Origin of the sequence: Synechococcus sp. J7-Johnson (genome assembly GCF_024345795.1) — a bacterium.
Classification (GTDB): domain Bacteria; phylum Cyanobacteriota; class Cyanobacteriia; order PCC-6307; family Cyanobiaceae; genus Regnicoccus_A.
Genome location: NZ_JAGQBU010000028.1, coordinates 14,858 through 34,972 on the forward strand (window position 1 = coordinate 14,858; position 20,115 = coordinate 34,972).

The following is a 20,115-nucleotide window of genomic DNA, read 5'->3' on the forward strand; positions in this document are numbered from 1 at the left end:
GCGCCTGATTTGCCACAGGATACCACTATGTCGGAGTGAGTATGAGTTAGCCGACTCAGTAGTTGGCTCCGCTGCGCCGCTTGTGCACCGCCGTGGTGCCCGCAGGATCCAGCAGGGCGCCGTGGCTCACTTCGGCATAGATCAGCCAGTGATCCCCGCATTCCATCCGCTGGCTCACCCGGGCCTCCAGCCAGGCCAGGGCCTCAGGCAGCACCGGTTGCCCCCCCGGGCTGCTCTCCAGTTCCAGGCCGGCCAGGCGATCGGCTCCGGGGGGGAAGGGTTGCAGGAACTGCTTCATTGGGCCGCTCTCCCGGCCAGCGGCCAGCACGTTGAGGGCGAAGCCATCGCCCACATGCAGCAGCGCCTCGACGGCGCGGTCCTTGGCCACGGCCACGGTCAGACCCGGCGGACTGAAGCTGGCCTGGCTGACCCAGCTGGCCACCATCGCTCCTGCCAGGGCCTCCTCCCCCTCCCCCTTGCGGGTGGTGAGGACGCAGAGGGAACCCACCACCCGCCCGAGGGCCAGCACGGCCGGGTTGCTGCGGCTTTCGCTCAGGCCACCGCCTGCCACCCGCTTCTGGCGTTTGTGCTGTTGCTGCAGGTCCCGCCCCAGGGCCGTGCCGGTTTCCTCCAGCCGTTTGAGGGTGGCGCCATCGGGGCTGAACTTCACCCGTATCGGCTCGAAGGCGAAGCGGAAGCCGCCGTCGCGCAGCTTGCTCTCGAGCAGGTCGATCGCTTCCCCACTCCAGCCGAAGCTGCCGAACACGCCCACCGGTTTGTCCCGGTCGCCCTCTGCCAGCAGGGTGCCCAGGGCGGAGACGATCGGCGTGGGGGCATGGCCCCCGAGGGTGGGGGAGCCGATCATCAACGCGTCGCAGCCGCGGATGGTCTGCAGGAGTTGCTCCGGCGGCGCGAATTCACAGTTCAAGCTCTCGACCCTGACCCCCGTGCGCGCCACTCCCTGGGCAAGGGCATCGGCGATGGCGGCGGTGTTGCCGTAGGCGCTGGCATAGAGAAGGGCCACCGACAGCTGCGCCTTCTCCTGGCTCTCGCCCCAGCGGCGGTAATCGGCCAGCAGGCTGCGCCAGCTTTCGCTGATCGCCGGGCCATGGCCCGGCGCGATCGTGCGGATAGGCAGCTCATCGAGGCGGTCGACCACCGTTTCCACCTGGCGCGCCATCGGCGCCATCAGGCAGTCGTAGAAGTAACGGCGATCCTCCTCGGTGCTGTCACGGTTGGCCTCGGCCCAGCTCTCGCTGCAGAGGTGGGCAGCGAAGAACTTGCCGCTCATCAGCAGGCCGGTGCTTTCCTCAAAAGCCACCAGGGCACTGGGCCAACGGGGTGTGGGTGTGGGGATCAGGGTGAGGTGGTAACCGGCCGCCAGCTCCCGGCTCGCCTCCTGCTTCACCACGTCGATCGGGGGCAGGGGCGGCAGGGGTGGCTCCGGCTCCGCCCTTGCGGCCGCGGGCCGGCGCTGGCTCCAGAGTTCCTCCAGAAGCCGGGCACCGGCGTTGGAGGCCACCAGCATCAGAGCCGGCCAGCGCAACGCCAGCTGGTGCAGCAGTGCCACCCGGTTGGGGTTGAGGTGGCCCACCACCACCTTCAGGGCCGCCTCGCTGGGCACCAGCTCCGCGAGCTGATCCAGAAAGGGTTGCGCGAACGAGGCCCCAGGTGGATGGATCAGTACCGGTGGCACCGGCTGGCCGGCGCTGGTGACGCCGGCCGTGAACAGAAAGGCGTTGGCGGTGGTGCCGCGCTCGAGGCCGTACTCAACCTCGAAGCGCAGGCGCTTGGGGCTGAGGCCCCTCAGGCAGAGCAGGTCGGCCTCGATCGGCAGCACGATCACACGCCGGTCGGTGCCCGCGGCAGCGGCGGTGGGTGCGGCGGCAGAGGAGGAGGCCATCAGTAGTGGTTGCCCACCTTGCGGTGGTGCACGGCGGTGGTGGCTTCACTGTCGGCCACGGTGCCCTCCTCCACCTCGGCGTAGATGATCCAGTGGTCGGGGCCCTCCATGCGCTGGGCCACCCGGCAGCCCAGGTAGGCCAGGGCATTGCCCAGCACGGGACCGCCCGCTGAGACCCCATCGAGGGTGGAGACCCCAGCGAAACGATCGGCCCCGGGCGGGAAGCGCCTGAGGAAATGGCGCAGCAGCTCCTGGTGGTTGTCGTCCCGCAGGATGTTGAGCACGAAGCGGTCGCCCACCTGCATCAGGGCCTCGATCGCCCGGTCCTTGGCCACGGCGATCGAGAGGCCGGGAGGATCGAAACTGGCCTGACTCACCCAGCTGGCCACCATGGCGCTGCTGCGTTCCCCCTGGCGGGCGGTCACGATGTAGAGGCCCCCGCTGAGGCGTCCGAGGGCCTTGTCGAGGTCGCCATCAAGAGACTTCATCGCCGCGATCGTGCGGGCGCGGGTGAGCAGCTGGCCCAGGTCGGTGCCGGCTTCTTCGCAGCGCTGGTAGTCGTTGCCGTCAGGCACCTGGCGGATGCGCAGGGGCTCGAAGGCCTCCTTCTGGCCCACGCTGCGCAGCTGGGCTGCAACGCTGTCGATCGGCTGGTCATTGCCGCCGTAGGCGTCGTAGGCCGCCACCCACTGCTTGGGTTTGAGGGCGGCCAGCAGGGTGCCGATCGATTGCTGCAGCTCCGGGTCGGGATTGGCGGGCCAGGTGGGCACCACCACGGCGCTGGCGTCCCCCACCAGGGCGGCCAGTTCCTGAGCATCAGTGGCGCGCAGATCCACCAGCTGCACCTGGGCCTCGGCCTTGCCGATGCCGCGGGCGATCGCCTGGCTGAGGCGGTCGCAGAAGCCGTACTGGCTCACGTAACAGACGGCGGCATAGGTCTCGCCGGCACTGCGCTGGCTGCTCCAGTCGCGGTAGTCGCCGATCCAGAGGCCCAGGTGATCGCGCAGGAGAGGCCCGTGGCCGGTGGCGATCATCCGGATCGGTGGCAGGGAATCCATGCGCTTGAGGGCCTGCAGCACGCTGCGGGCGTTGGGGCCCATCAGACAGTCGTAATAGAAGCGGAAATCGGGGGCGATGGCGCCGGGATCCACGTCGTAGATGTCGTCGCCGCAGTAATGCAGACCGAAGGCATCGCAGGTGTAAAGGATGCCGGTGCCATGATCGAAGGAGAAGATCGTGTCGGGCCAGTGCAGGTTGGGCGCGCTCAGGAACTCGAAGCGGTGCTGCACCCCGCTGGTGGGATTCACGCCTAGGTCGAGCTCTTCGCCACTTTTCACGGCCCGGCTGCGGAAGGGCCTGTGCACCTGGTCGGCCAGGAACTGGATCGCCACCTTGGAGGCCACGATCTCGATCTCGGGATTGCGCTCCAGCAAGTGACCGATCAGGCCGCTGTGGTCGGGCTCGGTATGGGACACGATCAGGTGATCGATCGCCAGCGGATCGATCTGCTCCTCGAGCAGCGGCAGCCAGGTGGCTTCGAATTTGAGGTGGCTGGTGTCGATCAGGGCGGTGCGCTCACCCCGCACCAGGAAGGAGTTGTAGGTGGTGCCATTGCGCAGGCCGAACTCGATGTCGAAGCGGCTGCGGTCCCAGTCGAGCGAGCGGATGGTGGTGGTGTCGGGCCCGATCGCGGCGCACTGGAGCGAGAGGCGAGGGGGTGCAGCGGTGGCGACAGTCATCGACGGCGTCTGCGAAGGCGACGACTCTAGAAACGCCGTTGGGATTTCCCTGGCTCCAGAGCTGCCCAGGAGGCGCCGGATCGATTCGGCCATCTGATGGCAGCCATAGGCGCGGCTGTCGTGGCCTCAGGGCTCCATGGCCGGCGGTGGAGGCTGCGCTGGGCGATGAAAACCGCTTCACCCCCCAGTGCGTAGGCCTACGAGTGAAGAACCATATCGGCCGGGTCCAGGCCTGCCCAAAGCATTACCCGCTGACTCCTAAGGTCTCCTGGATTTGGTGTGCCAACACAACAAGAGGATTCGACTTGTCCGATTTCATCACACTGTTTCTTGAGCAGGTTCAGTCTCCAACGCTGGGCTTCCTGATCGGCGGCATCATCGTTGCTGCATTAGGCAGCGAACTGGCCATTCCAGATTCGATCTACAAGTTCATCAGCTTCTTCCTGCTGATGAAGATCGGCTTGACTGGCGGTATCGCCATTCGCAATTCCAATCCCACCGAGATCTTCCTGCCGGCGCTCGCGGCTGTGGGGATTGGCATCGCGATCGTGTACATCGGTCGTTACACCCTGGGGAAACTGCCAGGCATCAGCGTGCCTGACGCCGTGGCCACCGGTGGTCTGTTCGGCGCAGTCAGTGGCTCAACTCTCGCGGCCGTTCTGCCGCAGTTGGATTCCGCCAAGATCCCCTATGAGGCCTGGACGGCGGCCCTCTATCCCTTCATGGACATCCCGGCGCTGGTGACGGCGATCGTGGTGGCCAGTATTTACCTCAGCAAGAAGACCGGCAACGCTTCCGAGAAGGTCGAGGTATGGCCGATCATCAAGGAAAGCGTGCAGAGCTCGGCCGTCACGTCGCTGCTTCTGGGCGTGGCCCTTGGCATTCTCACCAAGCCGGAGCCCGTCTACGAGAGCTTCTTCAATCCTCTGTTCCGCGGCTTCCTCGCGGTTCTGATGATCATCATGGGGATGGAGGCCGCCCAGCGCATGAATGAGCTGCGCAAGGTTGCCCAGTGGTTTGCCATCTATGCCTTCATTGCACCCATCGTGCATGGTTTTCTTGCCTTTGGCGTTGGCCTGATCATTCACAAGATCACGGGCTTCAGCATCGGTGGCGCTGTTGTGTTGGCGGTGATCGCCGCGTCAAGCTCTGATATCTCGGGCCCGCCAACGCTTCGCGCTGGCATTCCTTCGGCTAATCCATCAGCCTACATCGGCGCATCCACGGCCATCGGCACGCCAGTGGCGATCGCTATCTGCATCCCGCTGTTCATTGGGATTGCCGAGATGATGCTCGGTCGTTAGAATTCTAAACCCACAACCGATTGGAGGCTAAGCCCATGAGTCAACAAGTTTGGAAGCTGGTGATCGTTGGAGAGGAAATTCTCTCCAAAAAACTCATCAAGCTGATCAAGGCGGCAGGTGCAACCGGCTACACCGTGAATGCAGCCGGTGGTGAAGGAAGCCGCAATGTGCGCTCCACTGGAGAGCCAAGCGTGTCGCACACCCTCTCGAATGTGAAAATCGAGGTGCTCACCGGCACCCGCGAGCTGGCCGACAAGATCACCAGCGATATAGCGGCCAAGTTTTACTCGGACTACTCGATCATCACGTATATCTACCAGGTGGAAGCCCTGCGCGATCACAAGTTCTGATCTGATCTAGTCAGACCTGATCTGGTCCGTGCTGTTTTGTGTCCCCGGCTGTGCGCTTGCGCATGGCCGGGATTTTTCGTTTCGGGTTGTCTTGACTGCGGCGGGCCCCGCATACGCGGTGGTGATGTTCAGGGATTGCATAGCGGGCAGTGCTGTGGATCCGCCTCAGTCAGTCCATCCGGGCGGGGGTGCTCCTCGGTGTGGGAGCAGCTGACGCAGCCGAACCGCTCTCGCTTTGTCAGGGTCGTGGGCATGCCGCACCAGATGCAAGGCAGACCAGGCACCACGTCCAGTCGCCCCCAGCCCTGGGCACCACAGGAGGGGCAGGCTGAGGCGATCCGGCTCGCCAGCCTGGTGGCCAGGACCCGCAGGGATTCCATACGTGTGGGGTTGCGGTGGGCGCGCATGTCGGTTTCCACCTGGGCCCGGCCGTTGCTTGAGGCTGCCGCGGCGGCGGCGATCGCTCCGTTCAGTTGCTGGTGATCAGGCAAGTCTTTGAACAGAAGCGTTTCGGCGCCACGGCAGGGGTGCTCCGGGCGCACGATCAGGCCATGGGCGGGGAAGCCCACCTGCGTGAGCCAGCCCTCCAGTTCCGCCAGCTCACCGGCGCAGCGGTGATTGAAGTTGGTGCGCCGGGCGATCAGCCGCTCCCAGATCTCCAGGCCGCGCTCCTGATCCAGGAACACCATCACTTCCAGGCCGGCGGCGAGGAAGGGCATCCCTGGGTGGGGGCCGAAGCTGCCTTCACTGGCCAGGCCCAGTGGCAGGCCGAGAGTCTCCATGCCAAGCCGGGCCTTATGGAGGCAGGCTTGCTCGGCGCCGAGTGTGCGCGGCACCCGCCCGTCGAAGCTGCCCAGCTGATCGGTGTCGAGTCCCCTCGGGAGCTCAAACTCCAGGCCAAGCAGGGAGCGGAAGGGGCGCGCGATGGCCCGCTCCTTGCCATGCATGGTGGCCAGGGCGACCTTGCATCCGAGATAACACTCCATCACGGCCGGCGGATTTCAGCTGGAATCCATGGATTGGGCGCTACCAACCTAAGTAACAGCGCCATATCCGGAGTGCGAGCTTGTGTCAGAAGCGCCCGGAGCCTGCGGTTTGGCGTGATTGATTGCCTGGACTTATCGCTGACATACGCAATCCTTCCGGATGGCAAGGCCCAGGCGCCATTCCTTGCCTTTAAGGTCTTTCGACCGCCGCAACGGTGACCCCATGCTCCATCCCTGAGGCCCCCGATTCGGCTGTTGGTGTTCTCAACCTCTGAGCCGTTTTCCCCTAAGTATTTCCCAAAGCTCAATCTTCTATTTCGGATCGACAGGATGTCGAGCCGCAGTTTCCCTTTGCCATTGAATCCATGTCCAAGCGCCGCCAATTTCTTGCTCTGATGAGCGCAACCCTGGTCGGAAGCGTGATGCTCGGGGGTTGTCTCGGAAACCCTCCGGATACCGGAGCTGGAGGGGGTGACACCTCCGCACCGGCGGCTACCGCCGACAAGGGCCTCGAGACCAAAACCGTCAATCTCGGCTTCATCCCCATCCTTGAAGCCGCGCCGTTGGTGGTGGCCGTCGAGAAGGGGTACTTCGCCAAGCATGGCCTGGAGGTGAACCTCACCAAGCAGGCAAGCTGGCCTTCCGCCCGCGACAACGTGGTGCTCGGTTCCGCCGGTGGCGGCATCGACGGCGGACAGTGGCAGATGCCCATGCCCCAGATGATCAGCGAAGGCGCGATCACTGATGGCAAGAAGGTGCCGATGTATGTGCTGGCGATGCTGATGAGCCAGGGCAACGGCATCGCCGCCTCCAATGCCGTCAAGGATGGCAACCTCAGCGTTGACCTCAAGACCAGCTCGCCTGGCTTCTTCGACGCCTTTGCAAAGAAGAGCGGCAGCAAGTTCAAGGCCTCCTACACCTTCCCGAAAGCGAACCAGGAGATCTGGATCCGCTACTGGCTGGCCGCTGGCGGCGTGGACCCCGACAAGGACGTGGAGCTGCTGACGGTGCCCGCCACCGAAACCCTCCAGGGGATGAAGAACGGCACGATGCAGGCCTTCTCCACCGGCGACCCCTGGCCGTCCCGGATCGTCAAGGACGGGGTGGGCTATCTGCCGGCGATCACCGCCCAGATCTGGAAGTCCCACCCTGAGGAGTATCTGGCAGTACGGGCCGACTGGGTGGACAAGCATCCCAAGGCCACCGTGGCCTTGATCAAGGGGCTGATCGAAGCCCAGATGTGGATGGACAAGGCCGAGAACCGTTCGGAGGTGGCCAAGATTCTCAGTTCCCGCAAGTGGTACAACATCCCCGTGCCGGTGCTGGAAGAAGCTCTCAAGGGCCAGTACAAGCTGGGCGCTGACATGAAGCCCGAGAGCGATCCTGCGATGGGCCCCCTTTATTGGGCCAGCGATCGCGGTGTGATCTCCTATCCCTATAAGAGTCTCAGCCTCTGGTTCCTGCTCGAATCGATGCGCTGGAAGTTCTATCCCGGCGTGGTCGATACGGTGGAGCAGGCCAAGGCGATCAACGACAAAGTGGTCCGCGAAGATCTCTGGATCACGGCGGCCAAGGAACTGGGGCTTCCCGCTGCGGACATCCCCACCTCCTCCAGCCGTGGCAAGGAAACCTTCTTTGATGGCGTCACCTACGACCCGGAGAATCCTCAGGCCTATCTCGACAGTCTGAAGATCAAGAAGTGAGCTTGGAGTGATTTAGCACCTACCCAACCGCTCTCAACTCGCTGAAGGTCCACAGCCCGATCTCAGTGGCTGTGGACCGCATCCCATCCCCAGAACTTGTTTTAAGGAGTATCTAATTCATGGTTCCCACCTCATCGCGCCGCCCCGGGGCGTCCATCAGTCCCCTGAGATGGCTCACCAGGAGCTCCGGCAGCTGGCTGCCGCCACTTCTGGGCACCGGCGGGTTCCTGCTGCTCTGGCAGATACTCTCCTCGGCAGGGGTGATCGCCCTGCCCGCCCCTTCGAGCCTGTTCACCGAAGAGCGCACGCGCACCCTGATCTTCTACCCCTTCTACGATCGCGGCGGCCTCGACAAAGGTCTCTTCTGGCAAACGATGGCCAGCCTGTCGCGGGTGGCTCAGGGCTACACCCTTGCCGCCCTCGTTGGTATCGCCGTGGGGATCACGATCGGCCTCAAGCCCACGATCAACCGCGCCTTTGATCCCCTGTTTCAGTTCCTGCGCATGGTGGCGCCATTGGCCTGGGTGCCGATCGCCCTGGTGCTGTTTCAGAACAACCAGCCGGCGGCCATTTTCGTGATCTTCATCACGGCGATCTGGCCGATCCTGATCAACACCGCTGAAGGGGTTCGTCAGATTCCCCAGGACTACCGCAACGTGGCCCTGGTGCTGCAAATGTCGAGCCGGCGCTTCTTCACCAAGGTGCTGATCCCTTCTGCTCTCCCCTACATCTTCACGGGCCTGCGCATTTCGATCGGTCTGGCCTGGTTGGCGATCATCGCGGCTGAGATCGTGATGCCCGGCACCCTGGGTATCGGTTTCTTCATCTGGGATGCCTACCAGCAGAACTATGTGGGCGAGATCGTGCTCGGCGTGATCTGGATCGGTGCCATCGGCCTTGTGCTCGATCGCCTGATGGCCTGGCTGCAGACACGCATCTCCCCCGGCCAGTGATGGTCCTTTCTCACCCCGCTTCGTACCCGCGGCCTGCCTACGCCCCCTCTGCACAGGATCCAGCCATGACCACCACCACAGCGCCGTCCCTTGTGGATGTGCGTACCATCGACAAAAGCTTCGCCTTAAAGGGCGGCGGCACCTACCTGGCCCTGCAGGGCATCGACCTGGAGATTCATAAGGGCGAGTTCATCTCCCTGATCGGCCACTCCGGTTGCGGCAAGAGCACCCTGCTCAACATGATCGCCGGGCTCGACCTCCCCACTGAGGGCACCGTGCTGCTCGACGGCGAAGCCGTCAAGCGCCCAGGCCCCGACAAGATGGTGGTGTTCCAGAACTACTCCCTGCTGCCCTGGCTCACAGTGCGGGAGAACATCGCCCTGGCGGTGGATGAGGTGATGGGAAAGATCAGCTCCACTGAGCGCGATGCCCTGGTCCAGGAGCACATCGACATGGTGGGGCTCGGCCCGGCTGCCAGCAAGTTGCCCCTGCAGCTCTCCGGTGGCATGCGCCAGCGGGTGGCAATCGCCCGGGCCCTGTCGATCCGCCCCAAACTGCTGCTGCTCGATGAACCCTTCGGCGCTCTCGATGCACTCACACGGGGCAATCTGCAGGAGAAGCTGATGCAGATCTGCAACGAGCACGAGCTCACCGCGGTGATGGTCACCCACGACGTGGATGAGGCGGTGCTGCTCTCCGACCGCATCGTGATGCTCACCAACGGCCCGGGCTCGAACATCGGCGGCATTCTCGAGGTGGATATCCCCCGGCCGAGGCAGCGCCTGGAGGTGGTGCACCACCCCAGCTACTACAGCCTGCGATCGGAGATCATCTACTTCCTCAACCGCCAGAAGCGGGTGAAGCAGTGGCGGGCCCGGCCCCACCAGGTGGTGGCCCGCCATGGGCTGGAGAAAGTGAACCTGGATCTGGGTTTCCTGCCCCTGGCCGCAAGTGCCCCGCTGGCGGTGGCCGAGGCCCATGGCCTGTTCACCAAGCACGGCCTCGATGAGGTGAGCCTGATTCGCGAACCCACCTGGCGCGGCATCGTCGATGGGCTGGTCGACGGCACCCTTGATGCCTCGGTGATGCCGGCTGGTATGCCCACCTGGATGACAGCCGGTGGCCACGGCGGTGCGCCCTTGCCGATCGTGACGGCGCTCACCCTGAGCCGCAACGGCAACGGCATCACCCTGGGCCGCCGCCTGGCGGAGCAGGGTGTGCGCACGGTGGAGGACTACCGCGCCTATCTCAAGAGCCACGAGCGCGAGCCCCACACGATGGGGATCGTGCACGAGGCCTCGATGCACAACCTGCTGCTGCGCTACTGGCTGGCGGCGAATGGCATCGACCCCGACAAGGATGTGCACCTGCAGGCCCTGCCGCCGGCCCAGATGCTCGCCGACCTCAAGGACGGCAGCATCGATGGCTACTGCGTGGGCGCCCCCTGGCTCGATCGGGCCATCCGCGACGGCCATGGCATCGCGGTGGCGGGCGACCTGGCGATCTGGCCCGGCCACCCCGGCAAGGTGCTGGGCGTGCGCGAAGACTGGGCGATTGCCTATCCCAACACCCACATCGCCCTCACCAAGGCGATGCTCGAGGCCTGCCGCTACTGCGCCGATCCCGCCCATTGGGGCGAACTGAGCGAATTGCTCAGCGATCGCCGCTATCTGGGCATCAAGCCGGAGCTGATCCGCTTCAGCGAAGCCAGCACCGACGTTGACCGGGGCGGGCCGGAGAGCGAGAGCGCAGTGCCCCATCACCTGTTCTTCGGTGAGGGACTGAACAGGCCCAGCCGCACCGAACACCTCTGGATGATGACCCAGATGGCCCGCTGGGGTGAGATTCCGCTGCCGCGCAACTGGGTGGAGATCCTTGAGCGCGTCTGCCAGGTGGGGGTGTTCAGCACCGCGGCCCGCGAACTCGGCCTCGATGCGATCAGCTATCAGCGCCAGGGCATCGAGCTCTTCGATGGCCTTCCCTTCAATGCCGACGACCCGATCGGCTATCTGAACGCGCAGACGATCAAGCGCGATTTCAGCATCGCCGAGATCCCCCTGGCCCCACCCCGTCGCAGTTGAGGCCACACGCCAACGGGCCCCTGCGGCCCAGGTTGGCGCTTTCCGTGCCTTGCTCGCGTCGCGATTTCTTTCAGCTCGAGATTTCTTTCAGCTCCCCATTCCTCATCGAGACCTTCCATGTCGACTCTGATCCAGCCTGCCCCAATGGGAGCCCCGGCCTCGGCGGCACCTCCGCCCGGCGATGCCTTCCTGCGTTTCGAGAACGTCAGCAAGGTGTATCCCACCGCCACTGGCCCTTACACGGTGCTCGATGCCATCGACATGGCCGTGAACCAGGGGGAGTTCATGTGCGTGATCGGCCACTCCGGTTGCGGTAAATCCACCCTGTTGAACATGGTGTCGGGCTTCGCCACCCCCACCGAAGGTCAGGTGATCCTTCACGGCAACCGGATCACCAAACCAGGCCCCGACCGGATGGTGGTCTTCCAGGGCTATGCCCTGCTGCCCTGGTTCACTGCCTATGAGAATGTGTATCTGGCGGTTGATTCGGTGAAGCCGGATCTGCCGGAGCGTGAGAAGAAGGAGATCACCCGGGAGCACCTGGCAATGGTGGGGCTCACCGAGGCGGCTGAGAAAAAGATCCTGCAGCTCTCCGGTGGCATGAAGCAGCGCGTGGCGATCGCCAGGGCGCTGGCGATCCGGCCGGAGGTGCTGATTCTCGACGAACCTTTCGGGGCCCTCGATGCGATCACCAAGGAGGAGTTGCAGGAGGAGCTGCTCACCATCTGGAACACCCAGAAGTGCACGGTGCTGATGATCACCCACGACATCGATGAGGCCCTTTTCCTGGCCGATCGGCTGGTGATGATGACCAACGGCCCGGCTGCCAAGATCGGCGAAATCATGGACATCAGCTTCCCGCGGCCGCGCAACCGCGAGGAAATCATGGAGGACCCTCTCTACTACGACCTGCGTAACCAGGCGCTGGATTTCCTGTACAGCCGCTTCGCCCACGACGACACAGCGGACTGACGCAAAAAAACAGCACTGCACAGCTTGCGCGTCCCCCCAGCCGAAACACGTGCTGCCAAATCCTGAGCAGGTGTTCATGATGAGAAAGGGCGTGGTCAGCGGCCGAATGATTACTGGAGGCCTGACCCCGTAAAAAAACCTGGCTCAGGGTCTTGTACGAAATCTCACCTGGCGAGAGTTCATGATCATCATGAATCTCATCCCGATTAGGAAAACGATATTGCACGAAGACCCCGTCTGCGCCCTTCAACGTACATCGCAGCCCCATGAGCAACTCAACCGGCATCAAACGACAGCCACGATCAAAACTGGCCGTAGTCAATCCCAGGGCAGCGGGCATTGATATCGGCAGCCGCTTTCATGTTGTTTCAATCCCCTGCGAACTTGAAGATCAGTCAACGCGACAGTTCGGAACATTTACCGGCGACCTGCTTGAATTGGCGACCTGGCTCAAAGGACACGGGATTACGACTGTAGCAATGGAGTCTACAGGGGTTTATTGGATTCCAGCATTTGAGATTCTGGTCAAGGCTGGAATTGCAGTTGATCTCGTGAATGCCAGGCATGTCAAAAGTGTTCCGGGCCGCAAGTCGGATATCAATGATGCGCAATGGCTCCAGCAGCTCCACTCTTATGGCTTATTACGGGGCAGCATTCTTCCTGAAGGTACACTTGCACATTTGAGATCGTACGTTCGCACAAGAGAGAACCTTGCCAGAGGACGAGCCCGTTATTTACAGTTAATCCAGAAGGCGCTGATGCAGATGAATCTACAGCTTCATCATGTTGTCACAGATGTCATGGGCGAAACTGGACGTCGGATCATTACTTCTATTCTTGCTGGCGAAAGGGCTCCCCTCGTCTTGGCCGAACATCGAGATGCACGCTGCAAGCAGACCCAGCAGACAATCGCCAAAGCGCTGGAAGGAAATTATGAGGATGACCATCTTTTCGAGTTGGAGAATGCATTTTCTCTTTACGACTTCTATTCTGAGAGAATCTCAAGATGCGAAGATAGAATCAATGGACTGTTGCAGGCCCTGGTTGCGTCAGCCAGCCAGGAGAATAGGCAGTTCTTGAATGACAAGAAGCTCTCAAGTGTGAAACTTGATAGTCGAAATCGCGTTCGATCTCTGAACTTCAATCCCAGGCCACTGTGCGCTGCGCTTTGTGGCAGAGACATGATGCAGCTACCTGGAATGGGCCATGGAACTCTTTTGACAGTGATTAGTGAGTGTGGAACAGATATGAGTCGGTGGCCGACGGCCAAGCATTTCACGTCATGGCTTGGCCTGGCCCCGCGGAACAAGGTATCTGGCGGAAGGCTTCTATCATCAGGCACAGCGGTGGGAGCCAATCCTGCCCGGACTGCTTTTTGGATGGCAGCGCAAGTTCTGGCGCGTACGAAGACATCTCTCGGTGGATTGCAAAGGCGGTTAGCAGCGAGGATTGGTCGTCCGAAGGCAATTATTGCAACAGCACGCAAGTTGGCCGAACTCTATTACCGGGCATTGCGCGATGGCATATCCCTGGTTGATCCTGGTCTGAGCCGTTACGAAGCGGAGCAGCGGCAGATACAGATCAATGCCATAAAGAGACGAGCTCAGCGCCTCGGCCTAACGCTCACTGAAGCCTGAATAGAGAAAACAGAGAGGCCCGCCGCAACGCTGTGTTTCTTAGGAAAGCTCCGGCCGTAAGGCCGGAGCTCGCTCAGCTCTCCTCGTGTCGACTCCAACGGGGGTCTGGTTCAGCCGACCCCCGCTTCCATTCAGCTCTCCACTTTCACCACCACGGTGCTGTGGGTCTGGGCCTTGGGGGCCGTCACGGTCAACAGGCCGTCGCGGTAGCGGGCTTCGATGCCCTCCCGCTGCAGGCCGGCTGCAAAACGGAAGCTGCGGCTCCAGGTGCCATAGCGGAATTCGCTGTGGATCGGGCCGGCTTCCTTGGCGTTGTCGTTGCCGCTGCTGGTCTGGGAGCGGCGCTCGGCACTGATCAGCAAGGAGCGATCGGTGGCCTTCACTTCGATCGAATCTTTGTCGACGCCGGGCAGTTCCAGCACGACGACGTAGGCCTCAGCGGTTTCATGCACTTCGGCGGCAGGTACACGCTCGGCCTGATTGACCTGTTGCTCCAGACGCTCGAGCAGATCGAAGGGGGAATGGCGCAGGGTCAGCATGGTGATGTCCTTAACAGATAAATGATCAGGGTGTTTCCGGATCACCCGTCCAAACAATGTGGCTGATCTAGATGAGATCCTGGAGCGCAGAAACCGTCCATCTCGGTACGGGCTGCACGCCTTGGTCGGTCTCTACACCAGAGCAGGGGGGAGAACCGACAAAAGTTGCAGCCAGGAGTTGCAGCCAAGCGCTAATTCAGAAGCCACCACCAGTTCGAGAAGGCAGCGGCCTGGCCGCAATCGCGGCCGTCGCGATCGCGCAGGGTCCAGAGGCGGGCGCGGCTGATCACGAAGCGACGGCCGTGGCTGTCGATGCGGATGCCGGTGTAACCGCTGATCGCCTCCAAGGCCCGGGCGCTGGTCAGCAGGCGGGCTCGGCTTGAGCGCTCAGCGGGCTCCGCCGTGAGCCGGGAGGGCATGCCGACCATCTCGTGCCAGGGGCGGCGCCAGAGCGCCAGGGCCGAGCGGTTGGCGTAGATCAGGCGGGGGTCCTGATCAGGTCGATCGGCGCTGCCGTCGTGGGCGAGCACCACGGTGGCGGCGGCGAACAGCTCTTGGGCCCGCTGCCGCGCCTCACCGGGGGATGGGGCTGGCAGGGCAGGGGTGGAGGTGGCGATCAGGGGCCGTCCGAAGGCACTCTGGTGAGAGGCCAGCAACCAGCTGGCCCGCTCGATCCCAGCAGGGCTGAGCCAGGGGGCTTCGCCGGGGGATGACCCGGGCTCAGTCAGCGGCATCGCTGCTACCGCCACCCATGGCCTGGGCCCAGGCCAGCTGGCTCACCCGGCTGGCCTGGGCCTGCAGCAGGGAGAGGAAGCGGCTGTTGGCGTCTGGGAAGAGGGGTTCGTGGGCCAGGGGCAGCTCACCGGCTTCATCGAGCCCGCTCTCCCCTTCCATGGCCGGAGTAATCACCACCAGATCCGGATCCAGGGCCGATGCGTACGACCACCAGCGGCTCGGGTCGCCCACGGCTGGGTGGACGGGGTGCGGCACATGAACGGCGGCCTGGCGCTTACCGCCTGCGGCTGCAGCCAGCTGTTTCCGTCTGCGCTTGGCCAGGTCGGAGAGCAGCTGGGTTCTGGAGCGACCGCGCAGCTGGAAGAGCACGAACGGGTCTTCGCTGAAGCGATCACCCATCAGGTAGTAGACGGCGCTGACGTGCTTGCAGGGGTTGGCCTTGTCAGGGCAGCTGCATTCGCTGCGCACCTCCTGGAGCTTGAAGGGAAACAGGCGGCGGCCGCTGGCGGCGAAGGCGCGCTCGATGTCCTGGGGCATTACCCCGGCCAGCAACTGGGCCGACCAGCGGGCCTTCTGGCCGAGGGCCTCGAGCACGTAGCCCCAGTCGTCGTCGCTGAGCACATCCAGCCAGAGCTTCACCTTGTAGGGCTCCTCCTCGGTGCCCTGCACGCGGGCATGCACCCGCCTCCCCTCGAAGCGGATCGAGAGCACGTTGCCCTCACGCACATACGACCAGGCGCGCTCGAGCCGTTTCTTGTAGCGATAGGAGTTGATCAGCTCCATCCACTGCTCCACCCACCAGGGCTGCTGCCCCAGGCCTTGCTGGCCCAGCTGGGTGGTGATCGCGCTGCCGCCGAAGGCGCCGCCGGTGCCGGTGATGGTCATGGAGAAAGTATGCCGAGCGACCGGATCAGCGGCCGCTGATGGTCCGCGCTCGCCAGGCTGGATTGGTCCCGGAGTCTGGCCATGGCCCGTGCCGCCGAGCGTCTGGCCGTCAATGCGGACGGTCCCTTCTATGTGGATCGCAGTTGCATCGACTGCGGCACCTGCTGGCAGTTCGATCCGGCCCACTTCGCGCCGACCGGCCGCACGTCGCATGTGTGGGCCCAGCCGGCCGGGGAGGAGGAGGTCAGGGCGGCGTTGCTGGCGCTGCAGGCCTGTCCGGTAGCGGCCATCGGCACCATTCGGGAGCTGCTGGCGCTCACGCCCGCCGATGGCTTCCCATCCCTGGTGATGAGCCTTGCGCAGGGGGAGGTGCATTACTGCGGCTGGGCGTCGCGCAAGAGCTTCGGGGCCAGCAGCTGGCTGATCACCCGGCGGCGCAGCGATGGCAGCCCCGACAACGTGCTGATTGATTCCCCGCGCTGGAGCGCAGAGCTGGCCCGCCGTATCGAGGCCATGGGTGGCGTCAGCCGCATCCTGCTCAGCCACCGCGATGACGTGGCCGATCACCAGGCCTGGGCCCGGCGTTTCGGAGCCGAGCGCTGGATCCACAGCGCCGATGCCGATGCGGCCGCTGAGGCGGAGCACCGCTTCGAGGGCACTGAGCGCCTGCGGCTCGATGACGATCTGCTGGTGATTCCGGTGCCGGGACACACGGCCGGCTGTGTGGCGGTGCTGTTCGCGGATCAGGTGCTGTTCAGCGGCGACCACCTCTGGTGGGGGGTGGATCCGCCGGGTGTGGTGGCCTCCCGGCGGGTGTGCTGGTGGAACTGGGAGGAGCAGCTGCGGTCGGTGGAGCGCCTGCTCGATCTGGATGTGCGCTGGCTGCTGCCCGGCCACGGCCGCTGGCATTCATTCGCCCCGGGCGAGTGGCGGCGTGAGTTGGAGGCAACACTGACGCGGGCTCGGGAGGGACCGAGCGGGGAACCCTGAAAGTGGATCTGCGTTGAACGCATGGCTCAGGCTTCAGGCCCACGGCTGATGGATCGTTTCCGTGAGGAGATGCAGGTGAGGCGTTACGCCCGGCGCACGATCACCAGCTACGCCCAGTGGGTGAAACGCTTTCTGCGCTTTCACGGGATGCGGCATCCCAGGGAGATGGGCGAGCAGGAGATCAATGCCTTCCTGTCGCATCTGGCCACGGTGGGGCAGGTGAGTGCTTCCACGCAGAATCAGGCGCTGTCGGCCTTGTTATTTCTCTACAGGCAGGTGCTGGGCGGTGATGTAGGGAACCTGGACGGTGTAGTGCGTGCACGGCAGCCCAAGAGGCTGCCGGTGGTGTTCACGTTGAAAGAGACGAGGGATGTTCTGCAACAGCTCAAGGGCACCGAACAACTCGTGGCGCAGCTTCTATACGGCAGCGGTCTGCGGCTCATGGAAGCACTGCGGCTTCGGGTGAAGGATGTGGAAATCGAGGCCCGGCAGCTGACCGTTCGCAGCGGCAAAGGGGACAAGGACCGGGTCACCGTTCTCCCAGCCAGCCTTCTGGAGCCGTTGCAGGAACATCTGGAGGCGGTGCGACAGATTCACCGGAGAGACCTGGCGGCAGGTTGGGGAAGGGTGATGCTGCCGATGGCACTGGGACGGAAGTACCCCAACGCGGCCTCGGAATGGGGGTGGCAGTGGGTCTTTCCACAGTCGCACCGCTGGTTTGACAACAAGACCCGAATGGAAGGCCGGCATCACATCGATCCATCCGTGATCCAGAAGGCCGTGAAGCGGGCGATCCTGCGAGCCGGCATCAGCAAGCCGGCCAGTTGCCACACATTTCGCCACTCGTTCGCGACTCACTTACTTGAGCGTGGCCAGGACATCCGCACCATCCAGGAATTGCTTGGACATAGCAACGTGAAGACCACGATGATCTATACCCATGTGCTGAATCGTGGCCCATGTGGGGTGTTGAGCCCAGCGGACCTTTTGTAGCAACCTGAACATTCGGTTTGCGGACCCGCCTATGAACCCAACGCCGATGAGCCAAATCCCTCAAAGGCCCTACGCTGGTGAGAGCTCCACGAAAGGCTGTCGGCTTTGGGGGATTCTTATGCGGCCAGTGAGCCGGGTTAGGGATGGATACCGGACCCGCCGAAATACTGTTAGCCACACACTGAGAAGACACCGTGCCAGGAATTTCGCGCCGAGACATCTCCTTCGTAGTTAACCGCTACATCGGCGTCTCGGGCGGTTACTTGGGTGACTTCTCGTACCGAACTCACGCGGAGTTCTACGGCGAGTACTGCGAACTCTGCATCGACCCGAACCAATACGAAGGAACCACACGAGAACGGTTCACCCAGATCCTCAGCGAGGCAACGCCTCGGATTCAAGCCAGGATTCTTGCCGGGGTCCTCGACAAGTACCCAGTAGGTTCCTCAGCTCTTCGCTCGCCAGAGGCCGGGGACCACATTCGGACAATTATTGAGACCTGCCTTGTCGCCGCAGCCGTTGAGGCGCCAGAACTCGCCACGACCAGCGAAGTCGTAGCGCGAGCTATCGACGACGCAGAAACCCTGATGCGAGTAAATGGTCCAACGAGTGCCGTCGATCGAGTTCACACCGCACTTCACGGGTACCTGAAGGCCGTTTGCGCCCAAGCTGGATACAGCTACTCCACTGATCCATCCATACTCGACTTGTTCAAGATCTTGAAGCGAGATCACCCAAACCTTCAGGCCCTCGGTGCGCATAAGGGGCCAATAGTCCAGGTCCTTCGTGCATTGGGCAGCGTAATGGATGCCCTCAACCCCGCGCGCAACCGCGGCAGCGTAGCGCACCCCAACGACGAGTTGCTCGATGAAGATGAGGCGATCCTGTTCATCAACGCGGCCCGTACCGTGCTTCAGTTTCTTGACGCGAAGCTGCGGGAGAAGTGAGTGGAGGCTAACATCACCATGCACCTGATCCGCCACCTAGATTCTCATTTTGTACGCTCAGGCTCCTTGCGGCCAGGTGATGGCGAGCGTTAGCCATAGCCCGCTTTACGCAGCTTATATGTTAAGAGGTTCACGCAAATTTTGCAGAAGAGTCAGCAGTCAGTTAGACAAAGTGAGTCTATATATCTTAGCCATATGTCAAGCTTGGAAGAATCAAAGGCTAGCCTTGATGAGAGGCGACTGTTGCTCGAGGAGAATCGGCTAGCATATGAGAGTTCATCTGCAAGAAAATGGTTTCCCACCCTGGCCATAATTGCTGTTCCATTAACTACCTTTATATTCTCCTCTTTTCAGTACCTTGACTCGCGACAGCAGACCCAACGAGAGAGGCTCCAAGCAGCCTCCGAAAAGGATAGAGAGTGGAGATATAAGACAGTCGATTTTTACTTCTCTCGGCGCAATGACTTTGATCTTGTAAAGAATCCCCAGCAAGCATCTAGGAATCTTCAAGTGCTTTCGATCTTTGCTCCTGCCGAAGTGGCCCGTATACTTAGTGTCGAACAGAATCGAGTCAGTATCGAGCAACAGGTAAATTCAGAAAGTGTGTCAGTACAGAGCAAACAAGCAATAAAAGACATTAGTTCTACATTACTAAGCCAAGATGGCCGTCGTGCCGTCATCAATGACCCAGACGGCTATACAAATATCAGAAGTTCTCCTCGATCTGATGGCCAGATAATTGGCATTGTCAAATCAGGCCAGGAATTCAAAGCATATCCTGAGGCGGGAGCAGAGTGGTGGCGAGTCAGCGCTCCATCTAAATCCAATAAATCCAAAGATTCACCACCAATAATCGGTTTTATGCACAGATCTCGAATCACTATTCTTAAATAGAATGTGCCGATAGTCTTGCCTAGCTGGTTTACTTCTTCGACCTAGATGGATTGTTGTAGCTGATATGTGGCATGCCCCTTCGATTTGCATTCTAATTCTTGGCAGAGCTGGAATATTCTATTGAATGCCTATTCGGATGTACTCCATCAGTTTAAAGTAGTTGGGTTTGCTAGTAGGGAGCATTTCAGGTGAGAAGCTTTGATATGTGTTGTCTTATAAACAGGGAGTTATTCTTATGATGCTGTGGCTAACAGACCCCTAGGGTGGGCAGGCCGCCAACTAACCTCTTGATCCGCTCTATACTCTTATTCTGTCACTCAGGGCGGCGTTAGCCCAATCAGCAACATCCAGATTAATTATAGCGCGAGCGATCTTTAAGGAACATCTGAAAAACCGGCTAAAATCAATCCAGATCCAAGACTGAGACTGGAACGGATGGCCGCCCCCCTCCAGCTGGGCTTTACGGACTACGAGCAGATCTGCGCCAAAAAGAGGACGCGACGC

17 protein-coding genes are annotated in these 20,115 nt (G+C 62.1%); 11 read left to right on the plus strand and 6 right to left on the minus strand.

Annotated elements, in window-relative coordinates:
* Nucleotides 1–55: 55 nt before the first annotated feature.
* Nucleotides 56–1,903: a diflavin flavoprotein gene (locus tag KBY93_RS12580; protein ID WP_255094771.1), complete on the minus strand. Its 1,848-nt coding sequence runs from the start codon at nucleotides 1,901–1,903 to the stop codon at nucleotides 56–58.
* On the minus strand, nucleotides 1,903–3,642 hold the full coding sequence (locus KBY93_RS12585) for a diflavin flavoprotein (RefSeq protein ID WP_255094772.1): 1,740 nt from the start codon (nucleotides 3,640–3,642) through the stop codon (nucleotides 1,903–1,905). Before KBY93_RS12585 ends, KBY93_RS12580 begins: the two co-directional genes overlap by 1 nt.
* Nucleotides 3,643–3,947: 305 nt before the next feature.
* Here KBY93_RS12585 and KBY93_RS12590 point away from each other — a divergent pair, with 305 nt between their 5' ends.
* Entirely contained in the window at nucleotides 3,948–4,946 is a 999-nt protein-coding gene (locus KBY93_RS12590) for a sodium-dependent bicarbonate transport family permease (protein WP_255094788.1), read from the plus strand.
* A gap of 35 nt (nucleotides 4,947–4,981) precedes the next feature.
* Nucleotides 4,982–5,296 carry a P-II family nitrogen regulator gene (locus KBY93_RS12595; protein WP_255094773.1) on the plus strand — a complete coding sequence of 105 codons (315 nt, stop codon included), beginning with the start codon at nucleotides 4,982–4,984 and terminating at the stop codon, nucleotides 5,294–5,296.
* Nucleotides 5,297–5,424: 128 nt separating this feature from the next.
* Here KBY93_RS12595 and KBY93_RS12600 read toward each other — a convergent pair whose 3' ends face one another.
* Nucleotides 5,425–6,282, minus strand: a complete 858-nt coding sequence (locus KBY93_RS12600; RefSeq protein WP_255094774.1) for a DUF6671 family protein — start codon at nucleotides 6,280–6,282, stop codon at nucleotides 5,425–5,427.
* 365 nt (nucleotides 6,283–6,647) lie between these two features.
* On the opposite strand from KBY93_RS12600, the gene KBY93_RS12605 reads away from it, so the two are divergent.
* The 5 genes from KBY93_RS12605 (at nucleotide 6,648) to KBY93_RS12625 (ending at nucleotide 13,628) form a co-directional block, all read left to right on the plus strand.
* The gene (locus KBY93_RS12605; protein ID WP_255094775.1) at nucleotides 6,648–7,985 is read left to right on the plus strand and encodes a CmpA/NrtA family ABC transporter substrate-binding protein; all 1,338 of its coding nucleotides are present in this window, start codon (nucleotides 6,648–6,650) and stop codon (nucleotides 7,983–7,985) included.
* 119 nt (nucleotides 7,986–8,104) lie between these two features.
* Nucleotides 8,105–8,938 (plus strand): nitrate ABC transporter permease, encoded by an 834-nt coding sequence (gene ntrB, locus KBY93_RS12610; protein ID WP_255094776.1) that lies wholly within the window; start codon nucleotides 8,105–8,107, stop codon nucleotides 8,936–8,938.
* Between the two features lie 65 nt (nucleotides 8,939–9,003).
* The gene (locus KBY93_RS12615; protein WP_255094777.1) at nucleotides 9,004–11,019 is read left to right on the plus strand and encodes a nitrate ABC transporter ATP-binding protein; all 2,016 of its coding nucleotides are present in this window, start codon (nucleotides 9,004–9,006) and stop codon (nucleotides 11,017–11,019) included.
* Between the two features lie 144 nt (nucleotides 11,020–11,163).
* Nucleotides 11,164–11,991, plus strand: coding sequence for a nitrate ABC transporter ATP-binding protein (locus KBY93_RS12620; RefSeq protein ID WP_255094789.1), 828 nt, complete (start codon nucleotides 11,164–11,166; stop codon nucleotides 11,989–11,991).
* Nucleotides 11,992–12,257: 266 nt separating this feature from the next.
* A complete protein-coding gene (locus KBY93_RS12625; protein WP_255094778.1) occupies nucleotides 12,258–13,628 on the plus strand; it encodes an IS110 family transposase in 1,371 nt (456 codons plus the stop codon).
* Between the two features lie 131 nt (nucleotides 13,629–13,759).
* On the opposite strand, the gene KBY93_RS12630 is transcribed toward KBY93_RS12625, so the two are convergent.
* The 3 genes from KBY93_RS12630 to KBY93_RS12640 form a co-directional block, all read right to left on the minus strand.
* Nucleotides 13,760–14,167 carry an Hsp20/alpha crystallin family protein gene (locus tag KBY93_RS12630; RefSeq protein WP_094556173.1) on the minus strand — a complete coding sequence of 136 codons (408 nt, stop codon included), beginning with the start codon at nucleotides 14,165–14,167 and terminating at the stop codon, nucleotides 13,760–13,762.
* 191 nt (nucleotides 14,168–14,358) lie between these two features.
* Entirely contained in the window at nucleotides 14,359–14,901 is a 543-nt protein-coding gene (locus KBY93_RS12635; protein ID WP_255094779.1) for an MEKHLA domain-containing protein, read from the minus strand.
* Nucleotides 14,888–15,787, minus strand: a complete 900-nt coding sequence (locus tag KBY93_RS12640) for an SWIM zinc finger family protein (RefSeq protein WP_255094780.1) — start codon at nucleotides 15,785–15,787, stop codon at nucleotides 14,888–14,890. Before KBY93_RS12640 ends, KBY93_RS12635 begins: the two co-directional genes overlap by 14 nt.
* An 81-nt stretch (nucleotides 15,788–15,868) precedes the next feature.
* Here KBY93_RS12640 and KBY93_RS12645 point away from each other — a divergent pair, with 81 nt between their 5' ends.
* The 4 genes from KBY93_RS12645 (at nucleotide 15,869) to KBY93_RS12660 (ending at nucleotide 19,611) form a co-directional block, all read left to right on the plus strand.
* On the plus strand, nucleotides 15,869–16,777 hold the full coding sequence (locus tag KBY93_RS12645; RefSeq protein ID WP_255094781.1) for an MBL fold metallo-hydrolase: 909 nt from the start codon (nucleotides 15,869–15,871) through the stop codon (nucleotides 16,775–16,777).
* A gap of 21 nt (nucleotides 16,778–16,798) precedes the next feature.
* Nucleotides 16,799–17,770, plus strand: a complete 972-nt coding sequence (locus KBY93_RS12650) for an integron integrase (protein ID WP_255094782.1) — start codon at nucleotides 16,799–16,801, stop codon at nucleotides 17,768–17,770.
* A 194-nt stretch (nucleotides 17,771–17,964) separates the two neighbouring features.
* Complete coding sequence (locus KBY93_RS12655) at nucleotides 17,965–18,717, plus strand: abortive infection family protein (protein ID WP_255094783.1); 753 nt, start codon at nucleotides 17,965–17,967, stop codon at nucleotides 18,715–18,717.
* Between the two features lie 243 nt (nucleotides 18,718–18,960).
* Entirely contained in the window at nucleotides 18,961–19,611 is a 651-nt protein-coding gene (locus tag KBY93_RS12660; protein WP_255094784.1) for an SH3 domain-containing protein, read from the plus strand.
* The last annotated feature ends 504 nt before the right edge of the window (nucleotides 19,612–20,115 follow it).